The following is an 18,914-nucleotide window of genomic DNA, read 5'->3' on the forward strand; positions in this document are numbered from 1 at the left end:
GCGCGAACTCCTCCATCGAGGGCGCGCTCGAAGACGCGGATTCCTCGATCACGAACAGCGATCATGCCGGACTCCGGCGAGACGATCAAACCGGCGACACCAAGATCAGGAGGTGTGAATGGTTACCATGCAACGAGTGGTGTTTCTAGTCCGACTCTGCGAGTTCGGTGGCTTGGTCGGATTGTGGGGGGTGGAGGACGTCGAGGACTTGTTGGCCGTACTTGGCTAGTTTGTTTTCGCCTATGCCGCTTATTTGGCCTAGTTCGGTGAGGGTGGTGGGGGTGCGGGTGGCTATTTCGCGGAGGGTGGCGTCGTGGAAGATGATGTAGGCGGGGAGGCCTTGTTCTTTTGCGGTGGCGCCGCGCCAGGTGCGGAGGTTTTCGAAGATTGCCTGGGCGGATTCGGAGAGGTCGGAGGCTTGGAGGCGGGTGGTGGGGGTCTTTGGGTCGGACTTTGAGGAGGAGCGGGAGGGTTTGCGTTCGGGTTCGCGGCGGAGGAGGACCTGGTGGTTGCCGCGGAGGACGTCGGCGCTGGCGTCGGTGAGGATCAGGGTGCCGTAGTCGCCTTCTACGGTGAGGAGGCCTTGGGCCAGGAGTTGGCGGATCACGCCGCGCCATTCGGATTCGCGGAGTTCGGTGCCGATGCCGAAAACGGTGAGGGAGGCGTGGTCGTGCTGGAGGACCTTGTCGGTTTTGCGGCCTAGGAGGATGTCGACTATCTGGCCGGCGCCGAATTTCTGGCGGCGTTCGCGGTGGAGGCGGAGGACGGTGGAGAGGAGTTTCTGGGCGGGGATGGTGCCGTCCCAGGATTCCGGCGGGGTTTTGCAGGTGTCGCAGTTTCCGCAGGGGGAGCTTTTCTGGCCGAAATAGTCGAGGAGCCGGACTCGGCGGCAGTCGATCGTCTCGCAGAGGGCGAGCATGGCGTCGAGGTGGGTGCCCAGGCGGCGGCGGTGGGTGTCGTCGCCTTCGCTGGTTTCGATCATGCGGCGTTGCTGGACGACGTCTTGGAGGCCGTAGGCGAGCCAGGCGGTGGACGGCTGGCCGTCGCGGCCGGCGCGGCCGGTTTCCTGGTAGTAGCCTTCGACGGATTTGGGCAGGTCGAGGTGGGCGACGAAGCGGACGTCGGGTTTGTCGATGCCCATGCCGAAGGCGATCGTGGCCACCATGACGAGGCCGTCTTCGCGCAGGAAGCGGGCTTGGTTGGAGGCGCGGGTCCGGGCGTCCAGGCCCGCGTGGTACGGCAACGCGGGGATGTTGTTCTGGGTCAGGAATTCGGCGATCTTGTCGACGGAGGCCCTGGACAGGCAGTAGACGATGCCCGCGTCGCCCGGGTGCTCGTTGCGCAGGAGGTCGAGGAGCTGGCGTCTGGGTTCGTTCTTTGGGGAGATGCGGTATTCGATGTTCGGGCGGTCGAAGCTCGCGACGAAGTGGCGGGCGTTCTCCAGGTTCAGGCGGGCGGCTATCTCCGCGTGTGTGGCCGGGGTGGCGGTCGCGGTCAGCGCGACTCTGGGCACGGTGGGCCAGCGCTCGTGGAGCGTGGACAGAGCCAGGTAGTCCGGCCGGAAATCGTGCCCCCACTGGGCGACACAGTGCGCTTCGTCGATGGCGAAGAGTGAGATCTTCCCCCGCTCCAGCAGTCGTAGTGTCGCGTCCACACGCAGGCGCTCGGGCGCGAGATACAGCAGGTCGATCTCGCCCGCGACGAAGCACGTCTCGACCGCCTGACGTTCATCGATCCCCTGCGTGGAGTTGAGGAAGCCCGCTCGCACACCAAGCGCCGTCAGGGCGTCGACCTGATCCTGCATCAGCGCGATGAGGGGCGAGATCACCACCCCCACGCCGTCTCTGACCAGCGCCGGAATCTGGTAGCAGAGCGACTTTCCACCACCGGTCGGCATCAGCACGAGCGCGTCCCCACCGGCGACGACATGCTCGATGATCTCCTGTTGTCCCTCCCGGAAGGAGTCGTAGCCGAAGATCTTCCGCAGCACGTGGGTGGCGGCACTCGCCGTGGGATCCGACGCCTCGACGTCTTCCACGGCCACGCCCTCGGGGGAAATCACCCGCCCACCCTACGAGATCGCCAACCCACCCGGATCCAACCTGTGGATAACTGTCCGAGCAGCTTCCCATCACCCCACGGGGTTCACATATCGATCTCACCAAACCCCTGGGAGGCGGGATCGCGCCAGCGCAAATTCCTCCTCATGCGGTGAGCTGCTGGCACCACCGTTGAGTACGCGGCAAAGCGATCCCGGAATGCCGAACACATCCACTGATTCCAACGTCGCATCCCTGGTGGACAGGCTGCGGGCATTCCCGCGTCCGCAGCGAGACGCCGTCATGGGATACCAGCCGCCTGCAGATCCTGCTCCTCACCTCACCGGCCGCACCTGCGCCGTCCGCACAACCGCCTCCATGGTGTGGGCCAGAAGTGGGAGTCGGGCCGCATGGGCAGAACCCGCCTAACGGAGGAAGGCCGCGGATACTCCGGCGTCCACGGGGATGTGCAGGCCGGTGGTGTGAGTCAGCTGGGTGAGGAGGAAGACGGCTTGGGCTATGTGGTCGGGGAGGACTTCCTTCTTCAGAAGGGTTCGCTGGGCGTAGTACTCGCCCAGGCGGTCTTCGGGGATGCCGTAGACGGCGGCGCGGTTGGCGCCCCAGCCGGAGGCGAAGATGCCGGAGCCGCGGACTACGCCGTCGGGGTTGACGCCGTTGACGCGGATGGCGTGTTCTCCCAGTTCGGCGGCGAGGAGGCGGACCTGGTGGGCCTGGTCGGCTTTGGCGGCGCCGTACGCGAGGTTGTTGGGGCCGGCGAAGACGGCGTTCTTGGAGGAGATGTAGATGATGTCGCCGCCCATGGCTTGGGCGATCATGACGTGGGCGGTTTCGCGGGAGACGAGGAAGGAGCCGCGGGGCATCACCTGGTGCTGGAGGTCCCAGTCGGCGGCGGTGGTGTCGAGGAGGGAGCGGGACAGGGAGAGGCCGGCGTTGTTGACGACCAGGTCGATGCCGCCGAAGGTGAGGACGGCGGTGCGGACGGCGCCGGTGATCTCCTCCTCGGAGGTGACGTCTACCTGGACGGCTATCGCGGATTCGCCGAGTTCCGCCGCTACTTTCTCGGCGGCGGTGAGGTCGCGGTCGGCGATGACGACGCAGGCGCCCTCGGCGGAGAGGCGGCGAGCGGTGGCGGCGCCGATGCCGGAGCCGCCGCCGGTGACGAAGGCGACTCTGGTGGCGAGGGGGCGGGGTGGGGACATACGGCGGAGTTTGGCCTCTTCGAGGTCCCAGTATTCGATGCGGAATTTCTCGGATTCGTCGATGGGGGCGTACGAGGAGACGGATTCGGCGCCGCGCATGACGTTGATGGCGTTGACGTAGAACTCGCCGGCGACGCGGGCGGTCTGTTTGTCGCGGCCGAAGGAGAACATGCCGACGCCGGGGATCAGGACGATGGCGGGGTCGGCGCCGCGCATCGGCGGGGAGGCCGGGGTGGCGTGGCGGTGGTAGTAGGCGGCGTAGTCGTCCCGGTAGGCGGCGTGCAGCTCGCGGAGGCGGGCGATCGCCTCGTCGAGGGGGGCGTCGGGGGGCAGGTCCAGGACCAGGGGGGCGACCTTGGTGCGGAGGAAGTGGTCGGGGCATGAGGTGCCGAGGGCGGCCAGGCGGGGGTGTTCTGCTCGGGACAGGAAGTCGAGGACCTCAGAATTGTCGGTGAGGTGGCCTACCATCGGGGCGTCGGTGCTGGCCAGTCCTCTGACCAGCGGAAACAATGCGGCCGCGCGTTCGCGTCTGGTCGCTTCGGGGAGGGGGGCGAAGAGCGTGGGACCGAAGGGTTCTGGGCGGCCGTGCTGGGTCAGGTATGCGCTCGCGGTCTGGATGATCTCCAGAGAGTTGTGCTGGCACTGGGCGGAGGTGTCGCCCCAGGCGGTGATGCCGTGGCCGCCGAGAATGACGCCGATGGCGTCCGGGTTGTCGCGGCGGATGGCGGCGATGTCCAGGCCGAGCTGGAACCCCGGGCGCCGCCACGGCACCCAGGCCACCCGGTCGCCGAAGATCGTCCGAGTCAGGGCCGGACCGTCGGCGGCGGTGGCGATGGCTATTCCCGCGTCGGGATGCAGGTGGTCGACGTGAGGCGCGTCCACCAGTCCGTGCATCGCCGTGTCTATGGACGGTGCCGCACCACCGAGACCGTGCCGGCAGAAGTCGAAGGCGGCGACCATCTCGTCCTCACGCTCGACCCCAGGAAACACATCGACCAGCGCCCGCAATCGATCGAGCCGCAACACGGCCAGCCCGGATTCCGTTAGCGTGCCAAGATCGCCACCTGATCCTTTGACCCACATCAAGTCGACCTCACCACCGGTGACTGGATCGGTCGCCGTTCCCTTGGCGGACGCGTTCCCACCCGCGTAGTTGGTATTGCGGGGATCCGCCCCAAGTTCATGGGCTCGGCTCAGCAGTTCCTCAACGGCGGGGTTCATCCCGTCTCCTTACTTGATCATTAAATAGAGAATCGAGCGACATCTCCCCGGACAGCGGGGAACGAACGTCCGCTTGTCCCGGTAGGTCCCGCCGGGAGAGGACGAAATCGGTCGAGACTTCCAACCCGAACGGGGGCGGCGGGTCACAGTGGTGCCGGATCCCGGTCGGATGAGTGGCGCCGACCCCACTCATCCGACCGGGAAGCCCAGGCACTCCAGCTTGCCAGGGCGCCGCACTCATCCGATCGAGAAGGTCACGCACCCCAGCCTGCCTGAGCGCCGCCTACCCGTTCGGTGACGATTTTCTCGGGGTAGCCGGAGGCGGCGTAGGCGGCCATGGGGTCAGGGGCGAGGGACATTTCCTGGCGGAGGTCGGCCAGGAGGGGGCGGACGTCGGTGTTGTAGGCGTCCATCAGGACGGCGTTGGCGGCTAGGACGTCGCCGGAGGTTTGGGCGGCGGCGAGAGCGGTCCGGTCGATGAGGAGGGCTTTGGCGGTGGCTTCCTGGACGTTCATGACGGAACGGATCTGGCCGGGGATCTTGGGTTCGATGTTGTGGCACTGGTCGAGCATGAAAGCGATGCCGGAGGTGTAGCCGCCGCCGCGGATCACCTCGTACATGATGCGGAACAGCTGGAAGGGGTCGGCGGCGCCGACCATCAGGTCGTCGTCGGCGTAGAAGCGGGAGTTGAAGTCGAAGCCACCGAGCTTCCCCTCGCGGAGCAGGAAGGCGACGATGAACTCGATGTTGGTGCCGGGCGCGTGGTGGCCGGTGTCGACGACGACCTGGGCTTGAGGGCCGAGGCGGAGGCAGTGGGCGTAGGCGGTGCCCCAGTCGGGGACGTCGGTGGCGTAGAAGGCGGGTTCGAAGAATTTGTATTCGAGGAGGAATCGCTGGGACGGGCCGAGGCGGGCGTAGACCTCGGTGAGGGCCTCGGCCAGGCGATCCTGGCGGGCCCGGATGTCGTCCTGGCCCGGGTAGTTGATGCCGTCGGAGAACCACAGTTTGAGCGTGTCGGAGCCGGTGGCGTCCATGATGTCGACGCAGTCGAGCAGGTGCTGGATGGCTTTGCGGCGAACCCGGGCGTCGGGGTTGGTGACGCTGCCGAGCATGTAGTCGTCGTCCTGGAAGACGTTGGAGTTGATCGCGCCGATGCCCACGCCGAGCGCGCGGGCGTGCCGGGCCAGGTCGGCGTAGTCGTCGACGCGGTCCCACGGGATGTGCAGGGCGACCGTGGGCGCGACACCGGTGAACAGGTGCACCTGCGCCGCGTCGGCGAGTTTCTCGTACGGATCGCGCGGCACGCCACGCTGGGCGAACACCTTGAACCGGGTGCCCGAATTCCCGTACGCCCAGGAAGGAGTCTCGATGTGCTGCGCTCTCAACTGGGCCTTTATATCCACAGTCATCCCCGATTCAGTCAAGGTGGAACACCTCGGTCAGTGGTCGCATGTCCTCGTCCGGCCGCCCGTCGAGGGCTTCGAAGTACGGCGCCATCTCGGCCTGCCAGCGGGCGTTGACCGACGTCGCCGCCATCCCCGAGCGGGCCAGCGCGAAGTCGTCGGTCTCCAGGTAGCCGACCAGCAGGCCGTCGTCGCGGAGGAAGAGGGAGTAGTTCCGCCACCCGGTCGCGCGGAGCGCGTCGAGCATGTCGGGCCACACGGCGGCGTGGCGTTCGCGGTATTCGGCCAGCCGCTCAGGCCGCACCTTCAGCAGGAAGCAGACGCGTTCCATGAGGTCCTTTCGCGAGCCTGAGCGTGGGCCATCGGAATCGTCAGAAGTCGAAGTCGTCGATGTTGTCCTTGGTGAACACCGTGGGCTTGCCGAGCAGGATTTCGCCCTTCGCGCCGATGGTGTATTCGCCGAGCTTCCCGGCCTTGAACTTCTCGCCTTCGGCGCCGCTGATCTGGCCGGAGGCGAGCGCGGCGGCGGCGTACGACGCGAGGTAGCCGAGGTCACCGGGGCTCCACAGTTCGAAGCCGTCGATGGTGCCGTCCTTGACGAACTTGCGCAGCTGGTTGGGGGTGCCGAGGCCGGTCAGCTTGACCTTGCCCTTGAACGAGGAGTCGGACAGGTAGCGCGCGGCGGCGGCGATGCCGACGGTGGTCGGGGAGATGATGCCGGCCAGGTCCGGGTAGGCGCGGAGCAGGCCCTGGGTCTCGGTGAAGGACTTCTGGTCCTCGTCGTTGCCGTAGGCGACCTTGACGAGCTCCATGTCCTTGTATTCGGGTTTGCTCAGCTCGTCCTTCATGAACTCGATCCAGGTGTTCTGGTTGGTCGCGTTCGGGGTCGCCGAGAGGATGGCGATCTTGCCCTTGTGGCCGATCTGCTCGGCCAGCAGCTGCACTTCGGTGCGGCCGAGGTCTTCGGCGCTGGCCTGGTTGACGAACAGGTCGCGGCCTTCGGGCGCGGTGTCGGAGTCGTAGCTGACGACCTTGATCCCGGCGTCCTTGGCCTGCTTGAGGGCGGGTACGACGGCGTTGGGGTCGTTGGCGGAGATGACGATGGCGTCTTGTTTCTGCTGGATCAGGGTGTTGATGTAGGAGACCTGGGAGGAGGCGCTGGCCTCGGACGGGCCGACCTCCTTGCCTTCGCCGCCGAACTCCTTGGCCGCTTCGATACCGCCCCCGTTGGCGATCGTGAAGTACGGGTTGTTGACCTGCTTGGGCAGGAAGGCGATCTTCAGTCCGGGTTTGATGGGGGCGTTCGGGTCGGCGGCCGCCGAGGAGGCGGGCGCGGCGGCCGAGGCGGACGCCTGCTGGGCCACATCGTCCCTGGTGGTCCCGCCGCAGGCGGTCGCCAGCAGGGCAAGACCGGCTACGAGCGCCAAGGGGCGCCACACGTTTCGCGTAGTCATGGTGCCGATTTCCCTTCGAGTGGTGGTGAGGTACGCCGCCGCCAGACCGCCCCGAGATTCGGCGCCAGCACGGACGCGACGAGCAGCAGGCCCGTCACGAAATTGAGGACTTCGTTGGCGACGTCGGCGAGGATGAGCGCGTTGCGCACCACGCCGAGCAGCAGCACCGCCATCAGCACGCCGGGGAGGGTGCCGCGCCCTCCGAAGATCGACACCCCGCCGAGCAGGACGGCCGCGATGACGGCCAGCTCCAGGCCGGCGCCGTTGTCGGCCCGGGCGGAGGCGTACCGGAAAGTGAAGATCAGGGAGGCGAGGGCGGCCATCGCGCCGGATGCGACGAACAGCCAGAATCGGATGCGTTTGACCCGGATTCCGGAGAAGAACGCGGCCTCTTCGTTGGAGCCGAGGGCGACGATGGACCGGCCTAGCGAGGTGAAGTGCAGGATCACCACGAACAGGACGGCCAGCACCGCGACCAGCAGCGTCGTAACGGGGATCGGGCCCAGGGTGGATCCGGCCAGGCTGGTGTAGGCGGGCGGGAGATCGGCTACCGCCTGATCGCCGAGGATCACGTAGGCCAGGCCGCGATAGAGGGCGAACGTTCCAATCGTGACGGCCAGCGACGGCAGTCCGAGCCTGGTCACCAGGAATCCGTTGAGCGCGCCGCACAACGCGCCCGCGACCAGACAGATCGGCATGATCGCCTCAATCGGGAGCCCGGCGTTCCACAGCCATCCCAGAACCGCGCACGACAGGCCAAGCGTGGAGGCCACCGACAGATCGATCTCGGCGGCGACGATGACCAACGTCATGGTCAGCGCCATCAACGCGATCTCGGTCACGTCCAGCAGGAGAAAAGACACGTTCGAGCTGTTGGCGAAGCCGTCCACACCGAGCGAGGCCCACATCGTCACCGCGACGAGCAGGATCAGGATGAGACCCTCCCACCGGTGGAACAGGGCCGCCGGGGAAAAGGGGGCCGAGATCCCGCCGCCTCCAGGGCCGGTGACCGTGGCAACAGCGGGGGGCTCGGAATCGGCCGGGGCAGCCGAGTCTGCGGGATCAGCGGGCATCGCCATATATCCGGAAGCGGGAGACGCGGGGTCGGCCGGGGCAGCCGAGTCTGCGGGATCAGCGGGCATCGCCATATGTCCGGGAGCGAGAGGCGCGGAGTCGGCCAGGTCGGCTGGGGCGGTGGAGTCTGTGGGATCAGGTGGCATCGCGATGTCTCCTTCGGCGGAGAGTGGCGGCGACGCGGAGCGCGAGGAGGCGGTCCAGGACGATGGCCGCGATGATCAATGCGCCGTTGATGGCGGTTTGGGCTAGGGCGTCGACGCGGAGTACGGCCAGGGCGCTGCTGATTCCCGTGAGGAGGAGGGCGCCGAGGGCAGCGCCGTACACCGTGCCGCTGCCGCCGAAGATGGCCACGCCGCCGACGACGACCGCGGCGATGACGTCGAGTTCCTTGCCGGTGGCGGCTCCGGCGTCGACGGTGCCGAATCTGGCCGCCCACATGGCTCCGGCGAGTCCGGCCAGGGCCCCGCTCGCGACGAAGGCCGTGATGACGCGCTTTCGCACCGGGATTCCGGCTAGTACGGCCGCCGCCGGGTTGGATCCGATCGCGTACAGCTCGCGGCCGGAGCGCAGGTTGCGCAACATCCAGCCGACGGCCAGGAGCACCACGATCGCGACCAGTGCGAGCAGCGGAAACCCGAGGAGCGACCCGGAGCCTAGCGAGAGGAACGATTCGGGCATGTCGGCGGCGTTGACCTGGAGGCCGCCCGCCCAGGCGTAGTCGATGCCGCGGAAGGCGTACAAGGTGCCGAGGGTGGCAACGAGGGCCGGGACCTTGGCCGCGCCGACGAGCAGGCCGTTGATCGCGCCGCAGGCGGCGCCGAGCAGGACGCACCCGGCGACGACCACCACGATCGGCAGGCCAGGATGCTCGGCCAGCATCAGAGCGCCTCCGAACGCGGACAACCCGACCACCGAACTGACCGACAAATCCACGTTTCTGGTGATCACTACGAGTGTCTGGCCAACCGCCAGCATCGCGATGATGGAGGAGTTGAGCAGGATGTCGCGGAGGCTGTCCAGTCCCAGGAACTCCGGGTTGACCGCCCCGGTCACGCCGAACAGCACCGCGAGAGCGATCACGATGCCCAGTTCCCGAACGCGGGCCACCCGATCGACCAGCCCACGCCCGCCATTCCGGAGCACGGTCCCGGACCGTTTCGCGGTGATGGTCACGCTCCTCTCCCTCCAAAACCGCATGACCCACGACTCGGCACCCCGTATGCCCGCGTCCCAGACACCCGCATCTCAAACGGCCCCACCCAGAACGCCCGCGCCCTAGACGCCGACACCTCGGAGGGCCCCACCCAAGACACCCACATCTCAAACGGCCTCGCCCTAAACACCCGCGCTCCAGACGCCAGCACCTCAGGTGGCCGCACCCAAGACGTCCGCATATCCGGGCGACTCACGGTCGAGCCCTCGACCGGCGAGCCTCGATAGCCCTCCACCGCCGTAGGCGACATATCCGTCATGACGGAGCCCTTCCTGTTGCGGCAGCCATGACTGTTTCCTCGGTCGCGGATTCGCGTGGGATCTCCGCCACCAGGCGGCCCTCGTGCATGACCAGCACGCGGTCGGCCATGCCGAGCACCTCCGGGAGCTCGGAGGAGATCATCAGCACCGCGATCCCGCCCACGGCCAGCTCGGACAGCAACCGGTGCACCTCCGCCTTCGTGCCCACGTCGATCCCCCGCGTCGGCTCGTCCACGATCAGCACGGACGGCTTCCTGGCCAGCCACTTCGCCAGCACGACCTTCTGCTGGTTGCCCCCGGACAGCACGTCCACCGCGTCGGCGAGGCTCCGATGCCTGAGCTGGAGCCGCTGCGCCCAGTCGGCGGCGCGCAGCCGTTCCGCGGCCCGGGAGATCATCGGGCCGTGCCGTACCTCGGCGAGACCCGGCAGGGCGATGTTGCGCTCGATCGACAGGTCCATGACCAGGCCCTGCTGGCGGCGATCTTCGGGGACCAGGGCCAGGCCGAGGGCCATCGAGGCGGTCGGGCTGCCGGGGCGCAGGCGGCGGCCGGCGATCTCGACGGAACCGGCGTCCCAGCGGTCTATGCCGAAGACCGCGCGGGCGACCTCGCTGCGGCCCGCGCCGACCAGGCCGGCCAGGGCGACGATCTCGCCGCGCCTGACCTCGAAGGAGATGTCGGTGAAGACGCCCTCGCGGGTCAGCCGCCGCACCTGGAGCGCCACCTCGCCGGGGACGGCGTTCTGCTTGGGGAACAGCGCGTCGAGGTCCCGGCCGACCATGCGCCGGACCAGGTCGTCGGGGGTGATGTCGGCGATGAGGTCACCCGCGACGTACCCGCCGTCCCTGAGCGTGGTCACCCGCTGGCAGAGGTCGAAGATCTCGTCGAGCCGGTGCGAGATGAACAGGACCGCGCAGCCCTGGTCGCGGAGCGAGCGCGCCACGCCGAAGAGCCGGGTGACCTCGGTGCCGGACAGCGCGGCGGTCGGCTCGTCCATGATCAGCACGCGGGCGTCCCGGGAGAGCGCCTTGGCGATCTCGACCAGCTGCTGGTCGGCGATGGACAGGCCGCGGGCAGGCTGTTCGGGGTCGAGCGGCACGCCGAGCCGGGTGAACAGGGCCCCGGCCTGGGCGCGCATGGCCCGCCGGTCGATCCTGCCAAGCCGGCCGCGCGGTTGGCGGCCCATGAAGATGTTCTCGGCCACCGAAAGGTCGGGGAAGAGCGTCGGCTCCTGGTAGATCACCGCCACCCCGGCGGCCTGCGCGTCGGCGGGGCCGTGGAACTCGACCGGCTCGCCGTCCAGCAGGATCTGGCCCGCGTCCGGCCGGTGCACCCCGGAGAGGATCTTCACCAGGGTGGACTTGCCCGCGCCGTTCTCGCCCGCGAGCGCGTGCGCCTCTCCGGCGGGCAGTGCCAGGGAGACCTCACGCAGCGCGCGTACCGCGCCGAAGGACTTGCTCACCCCTCGGAGCGCCAGCACGGGCGGCGGCGTGTCGGCCATGAGCCCCTCCCGACTTAGAAAAACGTTTCAAAGTTGTGGAGGAGAGTAGGTCAGTGTTTCGGGACCGTCAATAGCCGGTTAAGGTGCGATTTCTCGTGACAGGCCCAGCCGACCAGGGGTTGTTCTTGCCTGCGGGACCGTTGTTACGTTTTAATCAAGCCTTATGCATAGCCCCGTGGGCATCAGGGACGTCGCCGAGCACGCAGGCGTGTCGCCGGGCACGGTCTCGAACGTGCTCAACCGGCCGGAGAAGGTGTCGGCGGCGACCCGGGCGAAGGTCGAAGCGGCGGTGCGGGAACTCGGATTCGTCCGGCACGGCTCCGCGGCGACTCTGCGGGCCGGACACAGCAAGACCATCGGCCTGTCCGTGATCGACATCGGCAACCCGTTCTTCACCGACGTCACGGCGGGGGTCGAGGAGGTGGCCAGCGATCTCGGCTACGCGGTGATTCTCAGCAATTCGGCGGGATCGCGGACCAAGGAGGAGCGCAACCTGCTCGTGCTGGCCGAGCAGCGGGTGCGCGGCGTGCTGATCACCCCGTCGGACGAGGATCCGGCCCGGCTGGACCGGCTGCGCGAGCGCGGCATCATGGTCGTCCTGGTCGACCATCCCGCGCATCGCCCCGACCAGTGCTCGGTCGCGGTCAACGACATCGCCGGCGGCACGACCGCCGTCACCCACCTGCGCGCCGGCGGCGCGACCTCGATCGCGTACGTCACCGGCCCGCTCACCATCCGCCAGTGCATCGACCGCCGGGCCGGGGCCGAGCGCGCCCTGGGCGGAGCGGAGCTGCGGGTGATCGAGATGGCCGCGATGACGCCCCGCGCGGGTCAGCAGGCGGCGGCCAAGATGATCGCGGAGGGGGACCTGCCGGACGCGATCTTCTGTGCGAACGATTTACTGGCGCTCGGCATGTTGCGCGGGCTGACGCACGCGGGGATCCGGGTGCCGGACGACGTGGCGCTGATCGGGTACGACGACATCGATTTCGCGGCGGCGTCGGCCGTGTCGCTGACCTCGATCCGGCAGCCGACGCATCAGCTGGGGCGGGTGGCGACCGAACTACTGCTGGACGAATGCGATCATCCGGACACGCATGCCCATCAGCAGATCATGTTCCAGCCGGAGCTGGTGATCCGGGAGTCCACCCGGTGAGCAGGTTCGCGGCGGTCGACCTGGGCGCCTCCAGCGGGCGGGTGATGACCGGCGATCTTGACAACGGCCTGAGCCTGACCGAGATCCATAGATTCGCGAACGGCCCGGTGCGGGTACACGGCACGCTGCACTGGGACATCCTCGGCCTTTACCGCGAAATCTTGTACGGCCTGCGCGCCGCCGGGCCAACGGCTTCGATCGGAATCGACTCCTGGGCCATCGACTACGGACTGATCGACGCCAAAGGAGCCTTGATCGGGAACCCCGTGCACTATCGGGACGCCCGGACCAACGGCGTGCGAGAGCGGGTACGTGCCGAGATCACATCTGCGGATATGTACGACATATCCGGATTGCAGTTCCTGCCGTTCAACACGGTCTACCAGCTGCTGGCGGATCAGTTGGAGGACGCGGAGACGATGCTCCTCATCCCGGATCTGCTGAGCTATTGGCTGACAGGTGAGATCGGCGCCGAACTCACCAACGCGTCCACAACCGGACTACTGGACGTCAGAACCCAGAACTGGGCATATCCACTGATAGACCGACTCGGACTGCCGTCGAAACTCTTTCCACCCCTGCGGCTACCCGGCAACCCAGCAGAGTTCGGCCGGGATGTGCTGGAGCAGACCGGAATCGGCAAGGTGCGGACCGATGCGGCCAAGCAGACCAGCTGGACCGAAAGGTTGGGGGCTGAAGCGGAACAGCTGACCAATTGGACCGGCAGACCGAGGGCCGAGCACACCAGCAGGGCCGAAATGCGAGGGGCCGAAGTGGGTCAGCCGACCGGTTGGACAGGCAGGCTGACGGCCGAGCAGACTGGCTGGACCGGCAGGCTGAGGGCAGAGGTGGCCGAGGAGATCGGCTGGGTGGGGAAGGTGACGGCGGTGGCCTCGCATGACACCGCGTCGGCTGTGGTCGCTGTGCCTGCGACAGATCCGGATTTTGCATATATTTCGTGCGGCACGTGGTCGCTGGCCGGGGTGGAGTTGCCTGCGCCCGTCCTCACGGACGAAAGCCGGGAGGCCGGATTCACGAACGAAGCCGGGATTGACGGGACTGTTCGGTATCTGCGGAATGTCATGGGATTGTGGCTGCTGCAGGAGTCGGTGCGGACGTGGGGTAACCCAGAGCTCGGTCCCCTGCTCGCCGCAGCCGCCCAAGCCCGACCGTTCGCCGCGATCGTCAACCCTGATATGCCGATATTTCTCCCGCCGGGCGATATGCCTGCCCGGATCGCCGCGGAATGCCGCCGTACCGGCCAGGAAGCGCCCGAGGATCTGCCGGGCTTCGTGAGATGCGTCCTGGAAAGCCTGGCCCTCGGACACCGAATGGCCATACGTCAGGCGATCGCGCTGTCCGGGCACCGGGTGAACGTGATTCACCTGGTCGGCGGCGGAAGCCGGAACACGTTGTTGTGCCAGCTGACCGCGAACGCATGCGGCCTGCCCGTAGTGGCGGGTCCCACCGAGGCCACCGCACTGGGCAACATCCTCGTGCAAGCACGAGCAGCGGGCGAGATCGGCGGACTGCCCGAGATGCGCGCATTGGTCGCAGCAACCCAGGACCTGAAGTACTACCAGCCGCAAGGCGGCGACTGGGCCGAGGCCGAAGCCCGGATTCAGGGGTAATCCGGCGGCTCGCGATTGGCCTCCTGGGGCAGAGGCCGAGATTCAGAGATACGTCCAGCTGCTCCGCTTCGTCCCCCTCTGGCCGCGGCCAAAGCCTGGATTCAGAGATAGATCCGCTGCTCCCGCTTGGCCTCCTCGTATCGGACTCTGGCCTCGCGAGCCTCTGGATTCTCGGCGACCTCGGCGACCGGCACATCCCACCAAGCGCTCGCTCCAACGCCGGACCCGGGCTCCGGCCGGACGTACACAACGGTGGTCCGCGTCGCCTCCCGCGCCTTGACCAGCGCGGAGACGAGCTCGGCGCGATCTCCGGCGCGCAACACGTCCGCCCCCAGACTGGCGGCGTTGGCGGCGAGATCCACCGGAAGCAACTCCCCGTCCAGCCCCCCAGAAGCCCCACGAGCCCGATACGCGGTGCCAAGCCGCTGAGCCCCTACCGCCTCCGAAAGCCCCCCAATCGAGGCGAACCCATGGTTGTCGACGAGCACCACGATGAGCTTGACGCCTTCCTGCACGGCGGTGGCGATCTCCTGCGCCATCATCAGGTACGACCCATCCCCCACCAGCACGAACACCTCGCGCTCCGGCGCGGCGAGCTTCACGCCGAGACCGCCCGCGATCTCGTAGCCCATGCACGAGTAGCCGTACTCGACGTGATAGGAGTGCGGCCCGGCCGCCCGCCAGGCCCGATGCAGGTCGCCGGGCATGGACCCGGCCGCGTTGACGACGACGCCGTCCTCCCCCACCGCGTCGTTGACCGCGTCCAGCACGACGGCCTGCGTGAACCCTTCCAGCACGGCGCGCTCCTGCCGCTCGAACGTCCACGCGGCACGCCAGCCATCCGGCCCGAGCACCCGCAACGCCTCACGCGCGTCCGCCACCAGCATGGTGCCCGCGTGTTTGGCGGCGTCGAAGGCGGCCACGTTCACGTTCAGGAACCTAGCCTGGCCGAAGAGCGTACGGGAGGCGGTGGTGAAGTCGCTGTAGCGGGTGCCGATGCCGATGACCAGGTCGGCTTCGCGGGCGAGCGTGTTGGCGGCGGCGGTTCCGGTGTGTCCGATCGCGCCGACGTTGCACGGATGGTCGTGGCGCAGGGACCCTTTGCCCGCCTGGGTTTCGGCGACCGGAACGCCGTACTCCTCGGCGAATTCGGCGAGTTCGGCGCACGCGCCGCTGTAGATGACCCCGCCACCGGCGACGATGAGCGGCCGGCGCGAGCTCCTGAGCAGGGTGCGGGCCCGTTCCAGCGCGGCCGGTTCCGGCACCGGCCGGGCGACATGCCAGACGCGCCGGGCGAACAGCTCCTCCGGCCAGTCCCACGCCTCGGCTTGCACGTCCTGCGGCAGCGCCAGCGTGACCGCGCCGGTCTCGGCCGGATCGGTGAGCACCCGCATCGCCGCCAGCAGCGCGGACGGCAGCTGCTCCGGCCGGTTGATGCGATCGAAGAACCGGGACACCGGCCGCAGCGCGTCGTTGACGCTCACGTCAAAGGACCGTGGATCCTCCAGCTCCTGCAGGACCGGATTGGCGACCCTGGTCGCGAAGACGTCGCCGGGCAGCAGCAGCACGGGAATCCGATTGATCGTCGCCAGCGCCGCGCCCGTGACCAGGTTGGTCGCCCCAGGCCCGATCGACGTCGTGCACGCGAACGTGGACAGCCGATCCAGCGTCCGCGCGTACCCGACCGCCGTATGCACCATGGCCTGCTCGTTCCTGGCCAGATAGTACGGCAGCGCGTCGCCGGTCCCCGCCCCCCGCTCGGCCAGCGCCTGCCCGATCCCCGCCACATTCCCATGCCCGAAAATTCCGAACACGCCCGCGATCAGCCGGCGTTCGACACCATCGCGCTCGGACCACTGGTTCGCCAGGAATCGCAGAAGCGCCTGCGCCACGGTGAGTCTCATCGAGCCGCCTTCGTCATCGGTACCCGCGGGTCGACCGCCTGATCGGCCCACGACGCCCGGATCCACGCATGCCGCGGATCATCACAGAACGCCATGGACCTCTCGTCGGCGGGACCGGCAAGCACATTCAGGTAATACAGGTCATACCCGGGCGCGGCCATCGACGGCCCGTGATACCCATGCGGGACAAGCACCACATCCCCGGACGAAACCTCGGCCAGCACCTCGTGGGTGCCGTACACCCGCTGATACCCGGGCCCGCCCTCGAAGTAGTAGATCTCCTCCAGAACCGCCTCGCACTCGGACAGCTCATCGTGCTTGTGCGGCGGGTACGACGACCAGTTGCCCTCCGGCGTCAGCACCTCCACGGCCACCAGCCGATCACAGTCGAACGCGCCGGGCGCGCAGAAATTGTTCACCTGCCGGCTGGCCTGACCCGCTCCGCGCACTTCGACGGGAACGTCCGCGGCGGGGCCGTACCGGACGGGGAGACGCCGGGTCGCGCGCGCGGACGGCAACGCGACCCGCCCCTGCCCGGTGATCGTGACACTGGTCTCGATCGGCAGGTACACGAAGTCGCTCACTGCGGCGAACACCGACTCGCGACCGTGCAGCGCGATGTTCACCCCGTCCGCGACCACGTCGAACGACCCCGAAAGGGGAAGGACCAGCATCTCCTGGTCGCCGGTCTCGAACTCCACGGGACCGTCGGCGATCCGCAGGCCGCAGTAGGTCCAACCGGCGGATTCCGGTGTGATCTCCACCGCCCAGGGGCCCGCGCCGGCCGTACCGAACGGAATATAGGTCACGTCTCCTCCAGCAGGCCCACGGCCGTGTCGACGGCGGCGGTCACGTCGTCATCGGGCGGGTAGAGCAGGGCGCGTCCGACGACGAGCCCGCGTACCTGCGGCAATCGCAACGCCTTGCTCCAGGACGCGTACACCTCGTCGGGCGCGTGCACGGGATCCCCGCCGAGCAGCAGCGTCGGCAGGGTGGTGGCCGTCATGATCTGCTCCATATGCGGCACCACCGGCACTTTCAGCCAGGTTCGCGCAGAGGTGGCCCCGAGTGCCTGGCCCACGGAGATCGCCCGGATCATCCCTTCTGGCGATAGATCGTGCTTCACCACGCCGTCCACCAGCTGGGACCAGAACGGCTCGACCATCGCCATCAGTCCGCGTTCCGCCAGTTCGGTGACCGCCTGCGCGCAATTGGCCAGCGTGTCGGCGGTCGCCCGATCCTCGACCCCGATCCGGCAGAGCATCTTCCCGCCGTCGAAACCCATCTCCGCGATCGCTCGAGCCGTATATGCCGTGAACCGGTCATCGAATTCGAACGCGGTGCCCTGCAGCCCGCCCCGGTTCATCGACCCAATGACGATCTTGTCGTTCAGCAGCCCGAGCAGCAGCAGGTCCTCCAGCACATCGGGCGTGCCGAGCACTCCGTCCACGCCGGGCCGGGACAGCGCGGTCGCCAGCCGATCGAGCAGTTCCACCCGATTCGCCATCGCGGTCGGACGTGCTCCGACCCCGATCATCCCCCGCGCCGGATGGTCGGCCGCGATGATCAGCAGCTGCCTCCCGGTGGCTCGCAACGGACGCCGCCGCCGGGCGGACGCCGTCTCCGCCACCCGCTGGGGCTGCCAGGCGCGCAGTTCCAGCAGGTCGCGGTAGTCCTGGTCACGCATGTGAGGCCTCTCCGAGGGCGTGCTCGATTTCCGCGACGGTCGGCATGGCGGGAGCGCACGCGAGCCGGCCGGCCACGATGGATCCGGCCGCGTTCGCGTACCGGAGGGTTCTGGCCAGCGGCCAGCCCGAGAGAAGCCCATGGCAGAGCGCGCCGCCGAACGCGTCGCCCGCGCCCAGCCCGTTGACGACCTCGACCGGCACCGGCGGCACCTCGACCACCTCGTCCGCGGTCATCCCCAGCACCCCACCGCCGCCCTGCTTGACCACCGCGAGCGTCACCCCCGCCGCCAGCAGCGCCACCCCCGCCTGGTACGGCTCCCGCGTGCCGGTCGCCACCTCGACCTCGTCGAGATTGCCGACGGCGACGGTCACGTGCCGGAGCGCGTCCTGCACCCGTTCTCGGGCGTCTTTGAGGCCGCTCCAGAACATCGGGCGGTAGTCCAGATCGAGGACGGTGTGGGTCCGGCGGCCTCGGGCGCCCCAGGCGGCAAAGTGCGCGTCGAGGGATGGCTGTTGGGACAACCCGGTCATGGTCGTCCAGAACAGGTCAGCCGAGGCGATCTCCGCGAGGTCCAGTTCGTGTGGGTGGATCTCTAGGTCGGGGGCTTTGGGGAATCGGTAGAAGTAGAGCGGGAAATGGTCGGGTGGGTGGATCTCGCAGAAGGTCACCGGGGTCGGCAGGTGGGCGACCGGGGTGACGTGCCGGTCGTCCACGCCGTATTCGCGGAGTGCGTCGTGGATGAACTCTCCGAACGGGTCCGCGCCGGTCCTAGTGATCACCGCACTCGATCGCCCCAGCCGCGCGGCGGCCACGGCCACGTTGGTGGGACTTCCGCCCAGGTATTTCCCGAATGTCTCGACGTGGCGCAGGGAAACGCCCACTTGGAGCGGGTAGACGTCCACCCCGACTCGGCCCATGGTCAGCACTTCGGTCACGGCCTGCTCCGCGGGGAATTCGGGCTGGCACAGATGGTTGACCCTGCACCGCGAACCGGGAAGATTTCCGATTTATCGGTCATGGCAGGTTCCATGTGTCGAGCGACGCGGACGATGACAACCTCGGCGCCCAAGGCTGGAGGCGCGACCACACCAACGCGGCCGATGGCGGATTGTCGGTCATGGCAGGGCTCGCAGGCAGTGGAAGATT

Annotated in this window: 14 protein-coding genes; 2 read left to right on the forward strand and 12 right to left on the reverse strand. The window is 68.1% G+C overall.

The features are described from left to right. Positions 1-145: 145 nt before the first annotated feature. From recQ to ABGB08_RS35455, 8 genes are all read right to left on the reverse strand, one after another. Complete coding sequence (gene recQ / locus ABGB08_RS35420) at positions 146-2,062, reverse strand: DNA helicase RecQ (protein ID WP_347599644.1); 1,917 nt, start codon at positions 2,060-2,062, stop codon at positions 146-148. A gap of 402 nt (positions 2,063-2,464) precedes the next feature. After that, positions 2,465-4,480: a bifunctional aldolase/short-chain dehydrogenase gene (locus tag ABGB08_RS35425; RefSeq protein WP_347599647.1), complete on the reverse strand. Its 2,016-nt coding sequence runs from the start codon at positions 4,478-4,480 to the stop codon at positions 2,465-2,467. Between the two features lie 254 nt (positions 4,481-4,734). Beyond that, the gene (rhaI, locus tag ABGB08_RS35430; RefSeq protein ID WP_347599650.1) at positions 4,735-5,889 is read right to left on the reverse strand and encodes an L-rhamnose isomerase; all 1,155 of its coding nucleotides are present in this window, start codon (positions 5,887-5,889) and stop codon (positions 4,735-4,737) included. 7 nt (positions 5,890-5,896) lie between these two features. Beyond that, the gene (locus ABGB08_RS35435) at positions 5,897-6,214 is read right to left on the reverse strand and encodes an L-rhamnose mutarotase (protein WP_155344406.1); all 318 of its coding nucleotides are present in this window, start codon (positions 6,212-6,214) and stop codon (positions 5,897-5,899) included. A gap of 40 nt (positions 6,215-6,254) precedes the next feature. Continuing rightward, entirely contained in the window at positions 6,255-7,337 is a 1,083-nt protein-coding gene (rhaS, locus tag ABGB08_RS35440) for a rhamnose ABC transporter substrate-binding protein (RefSeq protein WP_347599653.1), read from the reverse strand. Continuing rightward, the gene (locus ABGB08_RS35445) at positions 7,334-8,557 is read right to left on the reverse strand and encodes an ABC transporter permease (protein WP_347599656.1); all 1,224 of its coding nucleotides are present in this window, start codon (positions 8,555-8,557) and stop codon (positions 7,334-7,336) included. Before ABGB08_RS35445 ends, rhaS begins: the two co-directional genes overlap by 4 nt. Continuing rightward, the gene (locus tag ABGB08_RS35450) at positions 8,547-9,587 is read right to left on the reverse strand and encodes an ABC transporter permease (RefSeq protein WP_347599659.1); all 1,041 of its coding nucleotides are present in this window, start codon (positions 9,585-9,587) and stop codon (positions 8,547-8,549) included. The genes ABGB08_RS35445 and ABGB08_RS35450 overlap by 11 nt, the downstream gene beginning before the upstream one ends. Before the next feature lie 295 nt (positions 9,588-9,882). Then, positions 9,883-11,388 (reverse strand): sugar ABC transporter ATP-binding protein, encoded by a 1,506-nt coding sequence (locus tag ABGB08_RS35455; RefSeq protein ID WP_347599662.1) that lies wholly within the window; start codon positions 11,386-11,388, stop codon positions 9,883-9,885. A 175-nt stretch (positions 11,389-11,563) separates the two neighbouring features. On the opposite strand from ABGB08_RS35455, the gene ABGB08_RS35460 reads away from it, so the two are divergent. Next, a complete protein-coding gene (locus tag ABGB08_RS35460; protein WP_347599665.1) occupies positions 11,564-12,544 on the forward strand; it encodes a substrate-binding domain-containing protein in 981 nt (326 codons plus the stop codon). A gap of 44 nt (positions 12,545-12,588) precedes the next feature. After that, a complete protein-coding gene (locus tag ABGB08_RS35465; protein ID WP_347599812.1) occupies positions 12,589-14,175 on the forward strand; it encodes a rhamnulokinase family protein in 1,587 nt (528 codons plus the stop codon). A gap of 101 nt (positions 14,176-14,276) precedes the next feature. Here the strand turns inward: ABGB08_RS35465 and iolD are convergent, their stop codons facing one another. Genes iolD through iolC form a run of 4 tightly spaced genes read right to left on the reverse strand, consistent with a single transcriptional unit; the run spans position 14,277 to position 18,703 of the window. Further along, positions 14,277-16,079: a 3D-(3,5/4)-trihydroxycyclohexane-1,2-dione acylhydrolase (decyclizing) gene (gene iolD / locus ABGB08_RS35470; protein WP_347599668.1), complete on the reverse strand. Its 1,803-nt coding sequence runs from the start codon at positions 16,077-16,079 to the stop codon at positions 14,277-14,279. Then, a complete protein-coding gene (gene iolB, locus ABGB08_RS35475; RefSeq protein WP_347599671.1) occupies positions 16,076-16,888 on the reverse strand; it encodes a 5-deoxy-glucuronate isomerase in 813 nt (270 codons plus the stop codon). Before iolB ends, iolD begins: the two co-directional genes overlap by 4 nt. Continuing rightward, entirely contained in the window at positions 16,885-17,766 is an 882-nt protein-coding gene (locus ABGB08_RS35480; protein WP_347599674.1) for a deoxyribose-phosphate aldolase, read from the reverse strand. Before ABGB08_RS35480 ends, iolB begins: the two co-directional genes overlap by 4 nt. Then, complete coding sequence (gene iolC / locus ABGB08_RS35485) at positions 17,759-18,703, reverse strand: 5-dehydro-2-deoxygluconokinase (protein ID WP_347599677.1); 945 nt, start codon at positions 18,701-18,703, stop codon at positions 17,759-17,761. Before iolC ends, ABGB08_RS35480 begins: the two co-directional genes overlap by 8 nt. Between the last annotated feature and the right edge of the window lie 211 nt (positions 18,704-18,914).

Source organism: Acrocarpospora sp. B8E8 (assembly GCF_039871605.1).
GTDB classification, from domain to species: domain Bacteria; phylum Actinomycetota; class Actinomycetes; order Streptosporangiales; family Streptosporangiaceae; genus Acrocarpospora; species Acrocarpospora macrocephala.

Bases quoted from the DNA above. Each gene is read 5' to 3' on its own strand.
- ABGB08_RS35425 (WP_347599647.1), bottom strand. From the start codon at position 4,480: ATGAACCCCGCCGTTGAGGAACTGCTGAGCCGAGCCCATGAACTTGGG.
- rhaI (WP_347599650.1), bottom strand. From the start codon at position 5,889: ATGACTGTGGATATAAAGGCCCAGTTGAGAGCGCAGCACATCGAGACT.
- ABGB08_RS35435 (WP_155344406.1), bottom strand. From the start codon at position 6,214: ATGGAACGCGTCTGCTTCCTGCTGAAGGTGCGGCCTGAGCGGCTGGCC.
- rhaS (WP_347599653.1), bottom strand. From the start codon at position 7,337: ATGACTACGCGAAACGTGTGGCGCCCCTTGGCGCTCGTAGCCGGTCTT.
- ABGB08_RS35445 (WP_347599656.1), bottom strand. From the start codon at position 8,557: ATGCCACCTGATCCCACAGACTCCACCGCCCCAGCCGACCTGGCCGAC.
- ABGB08_RS35455 (WP_347599662.1), bottom strand. From the start codon at position 11,388: ATGGCCGACACGCCGCCGCCCGTGCTGGCGCTCCGAGGGGTGAGCAAG.
- ABGB08_RS35465 (WP_347599812.1), top strand. From the start codon at position 12,589: ATGACCGGCGATCTTGACAACGGCCTGAGCCTGACCGAGATCCATAGA.
- iolD (WP_347599668.1), bottom strand. From the start codon at position 16,079: ATGAGACTCACCGTGGCGCAGGCGCTTCTGCGATTCCTGGCGAACCAG.
- ABGB08_RS35480 (WP_347599674.1), bottom strand. From the start codon at position 17,766: ATGCGTGACCAGGACTACCGCGACCTGCTGGAACTGCGCGCCTGGCAG.